We start from the raw sequence: 15641 nt of genomic DNA on the forward strand, positions 1-15641 counted from the left end.
GCGTCGAGCCCGCTCAGGTTCGAGCGGGCTCGGTCTTCTGACCGAGACGGATCAGGCTGAGCACGAAGAGCAGCGCGACCAGGGTCAGGTCGACCGCGACGACCACGCCGAGCAGGCCGGTGACGGTGGTCGTCGTCGAGCCGACGACGACGATCACCACGCACGCCACCCAGACCAGGGCGATCGAGATCCGGCCCTGACGGGCAACCACGGAGTAGACCAGCAGTTGGAGCAACGACAGGGCGGTGCCGAGGACGGCGAAGGCCCACAGATCGTCGCGCACCTCCACGTACTCCTGGCCGCCGATGAAGACCAGCGCGAGGTCGTCGAGCAGCCAACCGCCGAGGACCACGCAGCCGCCGAGCACGGTGACAACCGAGAGACTGGTGGTCAGCGCCTTGCGTCGTGACTGCGGCGTACTCATCGCAGGAAAGGCGAGCACCACGACGAACTGCGGGAGGAAGACGACCGCCTTGGTCAGGATCAGCGCTCCTGCGTAGAGCCCCGCCTCGTGGCTGTCGAGCACGTTGCGTGCCACCACGATGTCGAGACTGGAGAGCGCGAAGAAGGCGAAGAGCGCCTGGGAGTTGAGCAGGGTCTCCCGCATGATCGACCGCGCCGAGTGGTCGAGGCTGGTTCCTGTGGTCGGCTCCTGGTCGCGGAGCGCCCACCAACCGACGACGACCGGTGCCAGTTGACCCAACGCCACTGCGGCCATCGCGGTGGTGACCTCGGGCTGCCAGGCGAGCAGCGCCACGCCCAGGACGATCCGCGGCAGGCCGTTGGCGACGTAGAGCAGGGCCAGCGGCAGCCAACGGCGTTCGCCCTGGAGGATGCCGGCCTGAGCGCCCATCAGGGTCATCGGCACCGCGATCACCGCGACCAGCAGGGTCGCCGGGAGATCGTCGAGGCGGAGCACGCGATCGACGACGGGGGCGAGCACGACCATCAGCGCGCCGATCGCCAGGGAGGCGCGGAGCCCGACCCGGAGGATCGAATGGCGGATCTGCGCGGTGTGCTCCGGAGTAGCAGCGATCCGGCGGGCCGCAGTCGTCTGCAGACCGAGTTGGACGACACCGATCACCAGGAGGGTCGCCATCAGGCCTGCGAGCGCGCCGTACTCCTTGGGCCCGAGCAAGCGGGCAGCCACCATGGTGAAGGCATAGGTGGCGACGTTCATCAGCGCGACGGCGACAGCGATACTGCCTGCACCGTGGAGCCAAGCGGGCAGACGATTCGCTGAGGACGACACAGCGCGAGATTCTGGCACACCGTCCGCACCGCGTTGCTATGGATGCTGTCAGGATGGGGCGGTGTCCTTCGCCAGCCAAGTCCGTCTGTTCATCGAACGCCGTCTTGAGTTTCCGGTCGGGCCCGAGGCGTTGGTCCTCGACGTGGGAAGTGGCGACAAGCCGTCCTGGCGGGCCGATGTGCTGCTCGACCGTTACGTCGGTGCCGAGTACGCAGCGCAGCGTTCCGGCACGGCCGGTGCTCGGGTCTCGCGTCCGCTCTTCGACGCCGACGCCGCGCAGATGCCCTTCGCCGACGGCGCTTTCGACTACACGATCTGTTCCAACCTGTTGGAGCACGTCCCCGACCCGGGGGCGGTGATCGAGGAGTTGATGCGGGTCTCCCGGGCGGGCTACATCGAGGTGCCGGAGGCGGCGAGCGCCAAGATCATCGACTTCCCCTCCCATGTCTGGTGGTGCCGGATGCGTGACGGGGTGCTGGTCTTCGAGCCGAAGCAGCGTCACCACTTCGACGCCGAGATCGGTGACTACCTGGATCGCACCGGCCTCAACCTGCAGGTTGCCAAGGTTCTCGACTCGCGCTTCGAGGACCGGGTGGTGATGCTCCACTGGAAGGGGAAGGTGCCTTACCAGGTGACCGGACCGGTGCCGGAGGAGTTCATGACGAAGGCGTTGCTGGAGCCGGGCCACTCCAAGGACTTCAGGGCACGCGCGATCCTGGCGGCGACCGACCTGATCACGGTCCGGCAACGCCGTCGGATCGCGGCTCGCGGGCTCCGTTTCGACGACATCGTGAAGCCGGAGTTCCGGGTCGGGGACGGCGCGCTGCTGGAGCGCAGGATCTATCGGCTCTGACCACCCCGGGCCCGAGCGCGATCAGTACGGGTCGTAGGGGGAGTCGTGGCCGAACAACCGAGCCACGCCGCGCAGCCGCAACCGCAGGAAGACCTTCACCACCACGTTGCGCAGCCACCACGGGAGCTCAGCGAGGATCCGCAACCGGTCGCGGAGCTTCGGCCGACGCCGCCGGAAGAGGGCCTGGGAGTCGCTGCGCCGTTCGTAGGCGATGTCGGAGGCGAAGAGCACGTGGCGCAGGATCGCCAGCGTGACGCCGATCGAGGAGTAGCAGTCGTGGATCACGATGCCGCCGCCCTCGGGCAGGTGACGGCGCCAGCGTAGGTCGCTGGTCACCGTCCAGTAGTCGTGCTTGCCATCGATGTAGAGCAGGTCGAAGGGCCGATCCCAGCCCGGCTCCAAGGCGGTGCTGTAGTCGGCGACCAGTTCCACGACATCGTCGAGACCAGCGGCTGCGATGTTCTTCTCGAACTTCTCCCGCGTCGACAGACCGCCGAAGAGCCGACCTTCCACGAACGGGTCGACGGCGATCACCGTTCCGCCGCCGACACGCAGTGCCTCGCCCAGGATCACCGTCGAGCGACCCTGATGGCTGCCGATCTCCAACACCGTGGCCCCGCGGGGTAGACGGACGGCCTCGTCCCAGAGGAGTTCGCCCTGGCCGGGCTTCAGCCAGCCGGGAATGGTGTCGGCGCGCCGCCAAGCGGCGTCGAACGACGGGGCGGGGTCGGGCTTGTTCACTACGGATCACCCATCGACGAAGGGGCTAGACTCCGCGGCAATCTACTGCAATTTTTCTCGCGCAGACTCCGGGAGGGTGTCTCATCAGCGAACGTGCCAAGGTCGCGTACCTGCGTCGGGCGTGGCCGAGCCTGATCGTATGGTGCCTGCTGCTCGTCGGGTCCTTTCGTCAACAACCCGGTAGGACGACCTTCGACACGAAGCACGACCTGACCGAGGACCCGGCCGGCTTCCTGGCGCGGGCGTTGCATCTGTGGAACCCCGACGCTTCCTTCGGCGAGTTGCAGAACCAAGCCTACGGATACCTCTTTCCCCAAGGCATCTGGTTCGTGCTGACGGATGCCCTGGGCATGCCGGGGTGGGTGTCGCAGCGTCTCTGGTCAGCGTTGCTGTTGATCGTCGCCTTCGAGGGCACCCGCCTGCTGGCCCGGGTCTTGGGACTTCCACGCGGAGCAGCTCTGGTCGCCGGGCTCGCCTACGCGTTGGCGCCACGGATGGTGGGCTCCTCGGGGGTGCTGACCGGGGAGCTGCTCCCGTCCACCCTGTTGGCCTGGATGCTCCTACCGTTGGTGCTGACGGCGCGTGGCCGCCTCTCCCCACGGGCGGGCGGCCTGCTCAGCGGCGTGGCCGTCCTCGGCATGAGCGGCGTCAACGCCGTTGGCACGCTGGCGATGCTTCCGGCCGGAGCGATCCTGGTGCTGGCGTACCTGCGCCGCCCGTTCGGGCGGCGTCTGGCTGCCTGGTGGGCAGTAGGTGTCGCTGCGGCGATCGCTTGGTGGGTGGTCCCGCTGCTCCTCCAAGGCCGCTACAGCCCCCCGTTCCTCGACATCATCGAACGATCGTCAGTGACCACCTCCAGCACCGGGTGGTCGAACTCGGTACGGGGCACTGAGCACTGGCTCGCCTACGCGACCACCGGCGACCGCGCCTGGTGGCCGGGGGCCTACGAGACCGCCACCACGCCGGCACTGATCGCGCTGACGGGGCTGATCGCGGCTATCGGTCTGTTCGGCCTGTGTCACCGGCGGATGCCGGTGCGGGGGCCGCTGCTGACCACCGCCGTGGTGGGCCTGCTGTGTCTGGTGGCCGGAGCGGCCGCCAGTGGCGGTTCGCTGATCGACGGGCCGATCCAGACCCTGCTGGACGGTCCGCTCGCACCGCTGCGCAACGTGCACAAGGTCGACGCGCTGGTGCGCCTGCCACTCGCGCTCGGACTGGGGCATGCTGCCGTGCTGCTCGCAGCCGGGGTGCGCACCCGGTGGGCTGAGCGGCGTGAGGGTGCCTCGCTGCCGCACGCTGAGCGTTGGCTCGCGGCGGGCCTGGCAGCGCTGCTGCTGGTGAGCGCGGCTCCCATGTGGCAGGGGCATCTCCGGATGCAGGGCTGGAGCGAGATTCCACCGGCCTGGGGGCAGGCTGCCGACTGGCTCGATGAGCAGCCCGGCTCCCGGGTGCTGGTCGTGCCGGGCACCGGCTTCGGGATGCAGACCTGGGGATGGACGATCGACGAGCCGCTCCAGGCGTTGGCGCAGAAGCCCTGGGTCTCGCGGAGCCAGGTGCCGATGATGCCTGGGCCGTCGGCACGCGTGCTCGACACCATCGAGCGCCGTCTCACCTCGGGGACCGGCGGTGACGGGCTGGCAGGATATCTGGCGCGGGCCGGCATCACCCACGTGCTGGTCCGACGCGACCTCGACCCGGTCAACGCCGACGGTGTCTCCCTGCCGCGCGTCGATGCGACTCTCCTCGGGAGCCCGGGCCTCGTCTCCGTGGCGGGATTCGGAGAGCGGGTCTACGGACTTCCGATGCTCGAGATCTTCGCGGTGGACCAGGAGGCCCCGCGGGTCGCACTGACGCCGACTGCCCAGACGCGGCACCTCAACGGGGCGCCTGACGACCTGCTCGCCGCGATCGAGCTCGGCGCGCTGGAACCGACGACGCCGACCGTGCTCAGCGGCGACGATGTGGGTGAACACCGACTCATCGGGGATGGCAATCTGAAAGTCGAGCGACAGTTCGGCAGGGTGCACGACGCGCTGGGCCCGGTCCTCGGCCGCGACGATGCTTTCCTCACGGACCGTCGATTGCCTGACTTCGAGGCCGGTCCCGACCTTCCACAGACCACTGCCGAATCGCCCAGTGGAGTCCGCGTCACCGCGACGTCCTCGGCAGGTAGCCGCGACGCGATCGGCCGGATCACGCCGGCCTACGCGCCAGGTGCTGCGTTCGACGGGCGCGCGACGACCTCCTGGCGTTCGGCACCGTTCACCGACCCCGAGCAGCAGGAGTTGCGCCTCGATCTCGACCGCCCCGCCAGCGCGGGCGCCGTCATGGTCCGCTTCGCGAACGGGACCGGCGTGGTTCGGGTCGTCCGCGCCTCGGTCGACGTCGGTGACGGTCCGGTAGTGCGCGAGGTGCCGAGCACCGGTGTCATCTCCGTCCCGGTAGCGCGCGCGAGCACGACCCGGGTGAAGGTCCGGGTGCTCCGGGTTGCCGACGGCGACCGTGAGCACGGAACGGTGGGCGTGGCAGAGGTGGTCGTGCCCGGGCTGCGTGCGGGACGCACGCGGGTCCTGCCCGGGCGCGCGGACGCCGCCACAGACATCCTGTTCACTACCCAGGTTCCGCGCCGCGCGTGTGTGGAGGTTCAGCGAGGCGCCTCCTGCGACAGCACGTCGGCGGTGCTCAACGAGGAGCAGGGCGGGCTCGACCGTACGTTCACGACGACCGAGCAGGGGGAGTGGGACGTCGAGGGCCGGGTGGTCGCGCTCCCCGGCGAGACCGTCGCGGCCATGCTCGCTCCGCTCGGCGCGGCCGCCGACGTCCGATCCGACTCGGTCTTCGCCGGTGATCCGGCCGCGGCCGGCCTCTTCGCTTTCGACGCCGACCCGATCACCGCCTGGCTGGGGGAGCTCGGTGCCGACAGGGCTACCTTCACCATGAGCGTGCCGGACGCTGGCCGCACCATCTCCAGGATCCGGGTCTCACCGGCCCTGCAGGGAGCGACGTTGCCCCGCGAGGCGGTGATCCGGTCGGAGTTCGGCGAGCGCCGGGTCGACCTCACCTCGTTGGGCACCTTCGATCCGCTGCGGGTGGGTAGCCAGCTCACCATCGAGTTCTCCCGTGGGAATCGCGGAGTCGGTGACGACGCCAAACTGGGCCTCTCGGAGATCGAGATCGAGGGTCTTCAGGACCTGCGCTATGCGCCCGATCGTGACCAGCCGACGGGCGCCGTCTGTGGTCTTGGACCCGCTGTCGTGATCGACGGCGAAGTCCGCGACACCCGTGTCGAGGGCACCGTCGCCCAACTGTTGCGCGGCGAGCCGATGCGCTGGTCGCTGTGCGGCAAGGAGCCGCTCGCCCTACGCCCTGGCGTGCACCGCCTACAGGTGGATCCGAGCGGTCAGTTCGCGCCGATCAACCTGGGCCTGGTGGCGGAAGGCAGCACTCCTGCTGCCGCGTCAGATCGGGACGTCGACATCGTGGAGTGGGAACCGACCAGCCGCCGCGTGCGCGTCGATCCTGGCCCCGAATCGGTGCTCCGGATCGCCGAGAACCTCAACCCCGGCTGGGGCGCCACGCTCAATGGCAAGAAGTTGGAGCAGGTCACTGTCGACGGTTGGCAGCAGGGCTACGTCGTCCCTGCCGGCGCCTCGGGGGAGGTGGAGGTCACCTTCGGGCCGGATCGCACCTATCGCCTCGGTCTCCTCGGAGGCCTGATCATCGCGCTCCTGTTGGTGACGGGGGCGGCTCTTGCGCTGTGGCGTGATCGCGGACGCCGGCTCACCGGCGACGCCGCCACCGGACGAGGTCCTGCGGGACGGATCGCCGCAGTGCTCACGGGTCTGGCGCTCCTGGCAGCCGGTGGTCCGTTCGCCGGACTCGGCTGGGCAGCGGCCTGGGGATGGCGCGGGCGCAGGGGCACAGCCCTGACCGGGGCGCTCGCCGTCCTGGGCTCCGCCGTGGTCGCTGCCTGGTTCTCCGGAGAGCCGACCAGCCAGCCCTCCACGTGGGCGAACGGGTTGGCCGCATTCGGCGTCGGGGCGCTGATCGCGAGCGTGGTGCTCCCACCCCGTTCCACACCGTTCCTGCGTCTGCCCAGACCGAGGCTCAGCGCGCTCACCGTGACGGCACTGGCCCTGGTCGCCGGGCAGGCCGTGCTGCGCACGGTGCTGGCCGCGGGATCGTGGTTCTGGCAGGACGATCTCGGCCATCTGCATGCCTCTCAACAGTTGGGGCTCAGCCGAGAGTTCTTGGTCCGTGACTACAGCGGCCACCTCGAGATCGGTCAGTACTTCATGTACTGGCTCCTGGATCTGCAGAGCATGAGCTTCGCAGCCGCGGCGACCTTCATGGTTGTGGGCCAGGCGCTGGCATCCCTGCTGCTGTGGGCCATCCTGCGCCGTCTCTTCGGGTACAGCTGGTGGCTGCTCGTGCCGTTCGCCGCCTACCTGTTCACCCCGCTGGGACTGATCACCGGCGCCTGGTGGGCGGCGGGTATGCAGGCGTTCCCCCTTCAGGTCCTGATGCTTGCCACCATCCTGTCTCTGATCGGGCTCCACCAGAGCAGAGGGCGGGCCCTGGCCTGGGGAGTCGGCTCGCTCATGGCACACGCGCTGGCCTTGCTCTTCTGGCAGAAGGCACTCTTGGTGCTGCCGGCCGCGGTGCTGGTGGTCGGTCTGGTCCTGTGGGCGGGCCTCCCGCTGCGGGAGCGGCTCGCCGCGCTGCGGCGGCGCTGGGTGTGGTGGGCGTTGCATGCCGTGGTCTACGTCGGCTATCTGAGCATCTACCTCTCCATGTCGGGCTCCGGAGCGCTCTCCGGTGAGCGTCAACTCACCGTGCTGGAGTTCCTGCGCACCACCCTGCTCGCTGTAGTGGTGCCTGGTGCTTTCGGCGGGCCCTGGCACACGCGAGGTGCTGAGAATTCGCTGATGCCGGAGCCCGGCGTCGCTGTCACCGTCACCTGCCTCGTGCTGCTGACTCTGGTGCTGGCCGCCAGCCTCTGGCGGCGTGGTCGTGGTGCGATCGCCGGGTGGTTCGTGCTCCTTTCCTACCTCGCCATGGACCTGCTGCTCTTGTTCACCGGGCGCGCCGAGTACCTGGGACTGGTCGCCCGGGACCCGCGCTACGTGACCGATGCGCTCCCGATCCTGGTGATCGGCATCTGCGCCGCGTTCCAGGGACCGCGGCGTCGGCCTCGGCACCGACGGGCTGAGGCCGGTCGGACCGAGTCGAGCGGGCGTCGTCCTATTCGCCGCCCGCTCGCGCTGGCCTGCTTGGTCACAGCCTCGGCGATGGCGACCGTCGTCCAGTTGGTGCCGATCGTGCAACGGACGGTGGCGCTCGACTACGTGGAGGCGACCCGCGCTCAAGTTCCTCGGGCTCCGGACGCCACCGTCGCCCTGCAACCACTTCCGCACATGGTCTCCCTGGTGGTCGATGTGCCTCAGCTGCTGGACACCGTCGGTCAGGCCCGAGGGTTCGAGCAGCCCGGCACCTCGTTGCGCACGCTGAACGTCGAAGGTGACGTCGTGGAGGCCACATTGCTGGACCGGGTGGAGGTGCAGACCGAGGGCGAGGACTGCGCGTGGTCGCTCGACGAGTACCCGACCCTGCTGACCAGGCTGGACGCCGCTGACGTGCGGCGAGCGGTGGCGGTGGAGGCCCTGGTCTCGCAGCGGGTCGTGTTGCATCTGCGTGCTGCGGGGGTCGAACAGGCAGTGGCGTTGGAGAGTGGGCCGGTCGCCGCGTGGTTCGTGGTCCCGCAGGAGACCACCAGCGTCGAGGCCTGGGTGACGCCGTGGCCCGGCGACGCCGGCGAACTGGTCCCGCAGTGCGCCACCAAGCTCGTCTCAGGAGTGCCGTGGCCGACCGGGGAGTGACTCGCGAGCGGTTGATCGGCTGGCTGTTGCCCGCCGGTCTCGCCTTCGTGATCCTGGGCCCCCTGCTGCTCGGCCGGGGTTACGCGCTGCTCGGCGACATGGTCTTCGTGCCGGACCAGCCGTGGAACGACCGTTGGCTCGGGCTCGACGGGTCCGTGCCACGCGCCGTCCCGACCGACGCCGTCACCTGGCTGCTCGGGCTGATGCTTCCGGGCGATCTGGTGCAGAAGCTGCTGCTCTTCGCGATCCTCCTGCTGGCCGGCGCCGGTGCAGCGCGGCTCACCCACGGATACAGCGCCTGGGCGCGGGCCTCCGCCGTCGTGCTGTGTATGTGGAATCCCTACGTCTACGAGCGGTTGGCGATCGGCCAGTGGGCGCTGTTGGCCGGCTATGCCGCGCTGCCGTGGGTGGCCCATCTCGGGCTCCGGATGGCGGCGGGGGAGCGCCGGGCAGGTGGGCTCCTCCTGGTACCGCTGGCGGCCGCTGCCTGGACCAGCCCGACCGGAGGTGTGCTGGCGCTCGGGGTGCTGATGGCGGTGCTCGCGCCTCGGCTGCGGCTGCTTGCCACCGGCGCGGCGCTCGGGGTTCTGGTCAACCTGCCGTGGTTGGTTCCCGGGTTCCTCAACGGCAGCGACCTGGCCCCCGACCCGTTCGGCGTCTCGGCGTTCGCAGCGCGTGCCGACACGCCCTGGGGTGAGCTCGGTTCACTGGCGACTCTGGGCGGGATCTGGAAGAGCTCGGTGGTGCCGATGGAACGCGGCTCGGCACTGCTGACCGGGATCGCCCTGGTCCTGACGCTGGCGGCGTTCGCCGCTCTGGTGCTGTTGGTCAGGTCCGACCCGCGACGTTTCGGCGGGCTGTTGGCTGTGGGGCTCGTCGGCCTGTTGATCGCGGTGACGCCGACCGTCGCTCCGGGGCGTGACGCCATCGTCTGGCTGGTCGACAACGTGCCCGGGGCCGGGCTGCTCCGCGACTCCCAGAAGTGGGTCGCGTTGATGGTGCCGGGCCTGGTTCTCGGACTGGCCCACGGGCTTGATCGGATCGCTGAGGTCGGCCGGGAGCGACCTGGACGTTGGCTACGACCGATCGCGGCACTGCTACCGATCTGTCTGCTCCCGAGCCTGGCGTGGGGCCTACTGGCCAAGCTGGAACCGCACGACTATCCGCAGGACTGGTTCGCCGCACGCACGCTGCTGACCGAGGCAGGTGCCGCCGACGATCGCAGTGTGGTGCTGCCCTTCGGCCTCTACCGCCGCTTCGACTGGAACGGGGGCCACGCGGTGCTGGATCCGGCATGGCGGTTCTTCCCCGGCGAGGTGATCACCGACGACCTGCTGGAGGTACCCGACGGCGCGGTCGCGGGCGAGGACGGAGTGGCCGCTGAGATTCGCGCCGCGGCCGACGATCCGCGTCGGCTCGACGAGGTGCTGAGTGAGCACGGGGTGCGTTGGGTGATCGTGCATCTGGATGCGGGGGAGTCCCAGGTGCCGCTTCCTTCGGGAACCCGTCTCTTCAGTGGCGAGCGCCTTGCGGTGATCGATCGGGGTGCGGAGTACCGCGCCCCTGAGGCCGACTCGCGCGACCTACTTCTCGCGTTGGATCTCGGCGTGATGATCGTGACACTCGCGGGTATTGCCCTTACCATGGTCGGGGGTAGGGTCGATCGGGAGGTCGGCTCACAGTCACAGAGCCGCAAGGCTGACGGAGGGAATCCATGAACACGCTTGTTTTCGGTCTGGTCGGCATCTTCTCTGCATCTGTACTCGTCGTCGGTGGCGTACAGGGTTACAAGGCAGCCACCGTTGACACCGACTCGGTGCCGCGGATCGTCAACGGCTCGCAGGTGACGTACGGCGACGACTGAGTCGCTTCCACCTGACGGACAACACGAACGAGGCGGTCACCTTCACGGCGACCGCCTCGTTCTGCGTTGTCTTAAGCCCCGGGGAGCAGCGTCCTCTGGACCACCTGGCGCGTCGCGTCCCAGGTGAACTCCGCGCTCCGGATCTGCGCCTTCTGGCCGAGTTCGGCACGCAGGGTGTGGTCGCTGAGCAGCCGGTCGACGAAAGCGGTGAACTGCTCGTCGTCGCCAGCAAGTAGGCCGGTGGCGCCGTCCAGGATCGAGTCGCGAACGCCGCCGGCGCTGGCAAAGGCGATCGACGGCGTGGCGACCTGGGCTGCCTCGATGATGCTGAGGCCCCACCCTTCCTTCAAGGAGGGCAGCAGGTGGACCCAGGCCCGAGCGAGTTCTTGGTACTTCTCGTCCTCGTCGACGTGGCCGACCAGCGTGACGGCGTGATCGACGTTCAAGCGGGCGATCTCGGCACGGAGTTCGTCCTCCCACCACCCGCTGCCCACGATCCTCAACTGAAGGTCGGGGAACCGCGGTAGCAGCGCGGCGACCGAGCGGATCGCATGCTCCACCTGCTTGTGCGGGACGAGGCGACCGAGCACGACCAGGCTCGGGTACGCCGTGCGGGTGGTCTCGGCGACGCCGGCGGGCACCTCCTGGGTCCCGTTCCACGCCAGCGCGACCCGTGCCGGGGTGACGCCCAACTCGGCCAACTCCATCCGTGTCACGTCGCTGACCGTCAGGTAGTCCAAATGCCGGTTGACCCGCGGCGCGACCTGCGACTCCAGGAACCAGCCGAAGCGCGCGAACTGGCCGGCCACCGGCCACTGCTCGCGGTGCACGTGGTGGACCAGGACGACGACCCGGGCGCGGGTGAAGAGGCGTGCCAGGAACGGCATGCCGTTGTGGACCTCCAGCACGGCGTCCACCGCGCCGAAGCGACGGGTGAGCAGCCCCAGCGCACCGTGCACGAAGACCGAGAACCGGCCACCGCGGCGGCGGTACTCGACGCCGTTGATGGTCTCCCGCTCGGCCGAACCGGGGTACCGCGCGGTGAAGACGGTGACCCGATGCTGCTCGGCGAGCCGCTCGCTGACCTCGAGCAGCCACCGTTCGGAACCGCCGCCCTCAGGGTGCCACGCATCGCGCCACGACAACGCGACGATGTGCTTCTTGGCCCCTCCCGAAGGCCTGATCTTGCCTCGCATCGGTCTCCCATCCGCCGCGAATACATCCACGCTAACATCGCGGAATGCCAAACGGAACGATGTGCTACTTGTCAGTAGTCGGTGCCCATGTGGCGTGACGATCTTCGGCGCAGCGTGCGGCTCTTCCGGTCCTTCCTGACCGAGCAGACCGACCCGGTGGGCTTCTATACGTTGATCGCCGACGACGCTGTCGAGCTGATCAGCAAGCACACCGCGCTGGATGGAAAGCTGATCGCCGACTTCGGCGGGGGACCGGGCTTCTACTCGGAGGCGTTCGCGCGGCATGGCGCCACCTCCGTGGTGGTGGATGCCGATCGCGGCGAGATCCTCAGTCACCGTCGGCACCCGCTGTCGGTCCAGGCGCTGGCCGAGGCCAGCCCGCTGGCCGACGCCAGCGTGGACGTGGTCTTCTCCAGCAACCTGCTCGAGCACGTCGCGGATCTGCCCGCTGTCTGCGACCAGATGGTCCGCACCGTCCGTCCGGGAGGGCTGGTGGTGTTGAGCTATACCGCGTGGCTCGGACCGTGGGGCGGTCACGAGACCTCGCCGTGGCACTATCTGGGCGGTCATCGGGCGGCCCGTCGCTACGAGCGGCGCCACGGCAAACCGCCGAAGAACCTGTACGGGACCTCGATGTATGCGGCATCCGTCGCCGAGGGAATGCGCTGGGCGCGGCGCTCCGGACTGCGCATCGTCGAGGCGCGCCCGCGGTACCTGCCGCCGTGGAGTCGGTTCCTGTTGCGGGTGCCTGTGGTCCGTGAGTTCGTCACGTGGAATCTCTGGTTGGTCCTCGAACGAGAACGAACGTGACGACGGTCACAGAATTGCAACAATCAGACGTCCTGCGCTTTTGGGTGGTCAAGACCGGCCATCCTGGGGCTACGGGCTGGTAGCATCGCGGCGCTTCGTGAGGTAAGTCATGGAGATTCTTTTTGCTTGGGAGGGCGAATGCTGGACAAGGTCAATCGGATTCTGCTGGGAGTGGCACTCTTCGCGCTCACGGCGGCTGCCCTGCTCCGCCTCTACGCCTACGACCAACTCGCGGTAGCGCCGATCGATCAGAGTTCGGTGACGACGCTCACCGGGCCGGGCGCGACGATCTTCGACACCGGGCAGCTCGCTGAGATCCAGGTCGACCTGACGACCACGGCCAAGACGGTGGGTCTGGTGCGCGAGACCGAGAAGGAGGGGAACGACGTCCGCGTCTGGGAGACCACTACGTCGACGCGTAGCGACGATGGCGTGGTTCGCTCCCGCAGCGTCGAGCGGATCGCTTTCGACGCCTACACCGGTGAGGCGGTCAACTGCTGCGGCGCCTTCGACGAGACGGTGACCGGCGACCGCGTCGAGGTCGAGCGCAAGGGCCAGTTGGTCAAGTTCCCGTTCCAGACGAAGAAGAAGACCTACACCTGGTGGGACAGCTCGCTCTCCCAGGGGGTGCCGATCAAGTTCGTCAAGGAAGAGGACGTCAAGGGCCTCGGCACCTACAAGTTCGAGCAGACCATCGAGCCGACCGTGCTGTCGAAGGCACAGGTTCCAGCTTCGGTTCTCGGCGAGGAAGGCAGCGGCAACCTCGAAGCCGAGATGACCTACTCCAACGTGCGGACGCTCTGGGTCGAGCCGCGTACGGGTGTGGTGATCAAGCGCGCTGAGCAGCAGTTCAACACCATCCGCTACAACGGCGAGGACCGGGTGACCACGACCAAGGTCACCACCGGCTTCGACGACAAGACGGTGCAGGAGAACGTCGACACCTACGGCTCGTTGAGCACCATGCTCTTCCTGCTCCGCACGCTGGTTCCGGCGCTGCTGGTGGTCCTCGCGATCCTGCTGGGTGCGATCATCGTGCTGCGCTCGCGCCGTCGGCCGAGCGACACCGCGAGCTGAGCTTCAGCTTCACCGAGAGGTCGTCTCCTGCGAGAGCAGGGGACGACCTCTTCTGGTTTCGGAGCCGGCCTGAGCGACCGCGGTGGTTTCGGTGACCGCGGCCGGTTCAGCCGAGTAGCGTCGCCACGAAGATCGCCGTGCCCGGGGTAAGCAGCCCGCGGGTGCGCGACCATCCGCCCCAGACCCGGTCGTGGTCGGCCGGCCACTCCGGCTCGACGAACCGGATCAGCGCCATGTTCACACCGCGCAGCAGGTCTACCCAGTCCTCGATGGTGCGGTGGTGCTCGACGTAACTGACCTCGTCGGTGGCGTCGTTGACCTCGACGTAGGGGGTGCGGTCCCAGTAGGACTGGCTGGCCACCAGGCCGGGCTCGCCGGGATCGTCAGGGAACATCCACCGCGTGGGGTGGGTGACCGAGAAGGCGAACCGGCCGCCCGGGCGCAGCACTCGGGCCACCTCGCTCAGCAACACCTCGCCGTCGGCGACGAACTGCAGCGCACCGAACGAGGAGAAGACGATGTCGAAGCTGGCATCGGCGAAGGGGAGTGCCGTCGCGGTCCCGCAGACCGACGGCACCGCGACGCCCGTGGCCTCGTCGATCCGGCGTGAATGCTGGAGCTGGCGGAAGGAGAGGTCCAAGCCGATGCCGCGACCGCCCTGGTCGCTGACCCAGCGCGAGCACTGACCGGCGCCGCTGCCGATCTCCAGGACGTCCCGGTCGCGGACATCGCCGAGGATGCCGAGCTCGGCCTCGGTCGTGCCTTCGGGGCCCCAGACGAAACCGACGTCGCCGAGGAAGGCGCCATGGGTGGCCTGGTACTCGTCGGCGTAGCGGTCCCAGTCGGCCTGGTTGGCCCTGCGCGATTCGGCCTCATCGGCCGGTCTACGTTCAGCGCTGACGGGTGGGTGCACGAACACTTGCTGTTCCACGAGTAGCGATTCTACGGGCCGGGAGGCGCGAAGGGGCGCCGGGGAAGAACCCCGGCGCCCCTCTACTGTGGCTGTGCTGTGAACGAGATCAGAACTTGATCGTGATCCGCTTCATGCCACGGGTGGCGCGCACGTCCTTCAAGCCACCGCGGCTCGGGTCGTAACCCTTCTTGACCTCGGCACCGTCGTTCATGCCGGCGCGGTCGGTGTCCCAGTGGCTCGGGTCGCTCTTCCGCTTCTTGTTCTTCACGTTCTTGCGGCCGGTGCGCTCGTCATTGTCGGCCAGCTTGTCGCCGTCGGTGTCCTTCTTGGTCGGGTCGGAGTGAACCTTGCCGATCTTGTAGGAGCCCTTCTTCTTCATCACCTTCTGGTTGATGTAGTAGCCGGACCGCTCGATGCCGTCGATGATGCCGTCGTTGTCGGTGTCCTTGTCGCGCGGGTCGGTGAAGACCTTGCCGATCGCCTTCGGCTTGGCACCCTTGCGGGTCACCTTGTGGCTGATCACGAAGCCCTTCACCTCAAGGCCGTCGTTGATGTAGTCACCGTCGGTGTCCGGGTTGGTCGGGTCGGTGCCCTTCTTGCCGAACCGGAGGTTGGCTGCGCCGCTGATCTCCTGGCCGTCCTTGAGGCCGTCGCCGTCGGTGTCCGGGTTCAGCGGGTCGGTTGCCCGGTTGCCGAAAGCGGTGTTGGCCGAACCGGTCACCTCGGCGCCGTCGTTGATGCCGTCGCCGTCGGTGTCGGGCTTGGTCGGGTCGGTGCCCAGCGCCGCCTCCTGGCTGTCGCTCAGACCGTCGTTGTCGGCGTCCGGGTCGGTGCCCAGGTCGTCGGCCGGGTCGAGCGGGTCGGTGCCGTTGGTGATCTCGGCGCCGTCGTTGACGCCGCCGCCGTCGGTGTCCGCCTTCAGCGGGTCGGTGTTGTGGGTGTTGACCTCTGCGCCGTCGCTGAGGCCGTCGCCGTCGGTGTCCGCCTTGGTCGGGTCGGTACCGAGGGTGGCTTCCTGGGCGTCGGTGAGGCCGTCGCCGTCGGTGTCGGCCGGAG

The 15641-nt window shown here is 68.7% G+C and carries 11 protein-coding genes; 6 read left to right on the forward strand and 5 right to left on the reverse strand.

Features of this window, described 5'->3' with window-relative positions; genetic code table 11:
* Positions 1-13: 13 nt before the first annotated feature.
* Positions 14-1252, reverse strand: coding sequence for a lipopolysaccharide biosynthesis protein (locus ACLM5J_RS18045; RefSeq protein ID WP_413657924.1), 1239 nt, complete (start codon positions 1250-1252; stop codon positions 14-16).
* 61 nt (positions 1253-1313) lie between these two features.
* On the opposite strand from ACLM5J_RS18045, the gene ACLM5J_RS18050 reads away from it, so the two are divergent.
* Positions 1314-2105, forward strand: a complete 792-nt coding sequence (locus tag ACLM5J_RS18050; RefSeq protein ID WP_413657926.1) for a class I SAM-dependent methyltransferase — start codon at positions 1314-1316, stop codon at positions 2103-2105.
* A 21-nt stretch (positions 2106-2126) separates the two neighbouring features.
* Here the strand turns inward: ACLM5J_RS18050 and ACLM5J_RS18055 are convergent, their stop codons facing one another.
* Complete coding sequence (locus tag ACLM5J_RS18055; protein ID WP_413657928.1) at positions 2127-2846, reverse strand: class I SAM-dependent methyltransferase; 720 nt, start codon at positions 2844-2846, stop codon at positions 2127-2129.
* Positions 2847-2995: 149 nt separating this feature from the next.
* On the opposite strand from ACLM5J_RS18055, the gene ACLM5J_RS18060 reads away from it, so the two are divergent.
* Genes ACLM5J_RS18060 through ACLM5J_RS18070 form a run of 3 tightly spaced genes read left to right on the forward strand, consistent with a single transcriptional unit; the run spans position 2996 to position 10589 of the window.
* Positions 2996-8725, forward strand: coding sequence for an alpha-(1->3)-arabinofuranosyltransferase family protein (locus tag ACLM5J_RS18060; protein ID WP_413657950.1), 5730 nt, complete (start codon positions 2996-2998; stop codon positions 8723-8725).
* Positions 8707-10443 (forward strand): hypothetical protein, encoded by a 1737-nt coding sequence (locus tag ACLM5J_RS18065; RefSeq protein ID WP_413657930.1) that lies wholly within the window; start codon positions 8707-8709, stop codon positions 10441-10443. Before ACLM5J_RS18060 ends, ACLM5J_RS18065 begins: the two co-directional genes overlap by 19 nt.
* Complete coding sequence (locus ACLM5J_RS18070; RefSeq protein ID WP_413657932.1) at positions 10440-10589, forward strand: hypothetical protein; 150 nt, start codon at positions 10440-10442, stop codon at positions 10587-10589. The genes ACLM5J_RS18065 and ACLM5J_RS18070 overlap by 4 nt, the downstream gene beginning before the upstream one ends.
* A 71-nt stretch (positions 10590-10660) precedes the next feature.
* Here ACLM5J_RS18070 and ACLM5J_RS18075 read toward each other — a convergent pair whose 3' ends face one another.
* Positions 10661-11785: a glycosyltransferase family 4 protein gene (locus tag ACLM5J_RS18075; protein ID WP_413657934.1), complete on the reverse strand. Its 1125-nt coding sequence runs from the start codon at positions 11783-11785 to the stop codon at positions 10661-10663.
* A gap of 87 nt (positions 11786-11872) precedes the next feature.
* On the opposite strand from ACLM5J_RS18075, the gene ACLM5J_RS18080 reads away from it, so the two are divergent.
* Positions 11873-12595 (forward strand): methyltransferase domain-containing protein, encoded by a 723-nt coding sequence (locus ACLM5J_RS18080; RefSeq protein WP_413657936.1) that lies wholly within the window; start codon positions 11873-11875, stop codon positions 12593-12595.
* Between the two features lie 138 nt (positions 12596-12733).
* Positions 12734-13672 carry a DUF3068 domain-containing protein gene (locus tag ACLM5J_RS18085; RefSeq protein ID WP_413657938.1) on the forward strand — a complete coding sequence of 313 codons (939 nt, stop codon included), beginning with the start codon at positions 12734-12736 and terminating at the stop codon, positions 13670-13672.
* Between the two features lie 106 nt (positions 13673-13778).
* Here ACLM5J_RS18085 and ACLM5J_RS18090 read toward each other — a convergent pair whose 3' ends face one another.
* Both ACLM5J_RS18090 and ACLM5J_RS18095 read right to left on the reverse strand, forming a co-directional pair.
* Positions 13779-14603 carry a class I SAM-dependent methyltransferase gene (locus ACLM5J_RS18090; RefSeq protein ID WP_413657940.1) on the reverse strand — a complete coding sequence of 275 codons (825 nt, stop codon included), beginning with the start codon at positions 14601-14603 and terminating at the stop codon, positions 13779-13781.
* 88 nt (positions 14604-14691) lie between these two features.
* Positions 14692-15641 (reverse strand): binary toxin-like calcium binding domain-containing protein (locus ACLM5J_RS18095; RefSeq protein WP_413657942.1); only part of this gene is annotated, 950 nt, incomplete at its 5' end.

The organism is Nocardioides sp. Bht2, assembly GCF_047308515.1.
In the GTDB taxonomy this organism is placed as follows: domain Bacteria; phylum Actinomycetota; class Actinomycetes; order Propionibacteriales; family Nocardioidaceae; genus Nocardioides.

Coding starts and splice junctions, on each gene's coding strand:
- ACLM5J_RS18070 (WP_413657932.1), top strand. CDS start 10,440: ATGAACACGCTTGTTTTCGGTCTGGTCGGCATCTTCTCTGCATCTGTA.
- ACLM5J_RS18075 (WP_413657934.1), bottom strand. CDS start 11,785: ATGCGAGGCAAGATCAGGCCTTCGGGAGGGGCCAAGAAGCACATCGTC.
- ACLM5J_RS18080 (WP_413657936.1), top strand. CDS start 11,873: ATGTGGCGTGACGATCTTCGGCGCAGCGTGCGGCTCTTCCGGTCCTTC.
- ACLM5J_RS18085 (WP_413657938.1), top strand. CDS start 12,734: ATGCTGGACAAGGTCAATCGGATTCTGCTGGGAGTGGCACTCTTCGCG.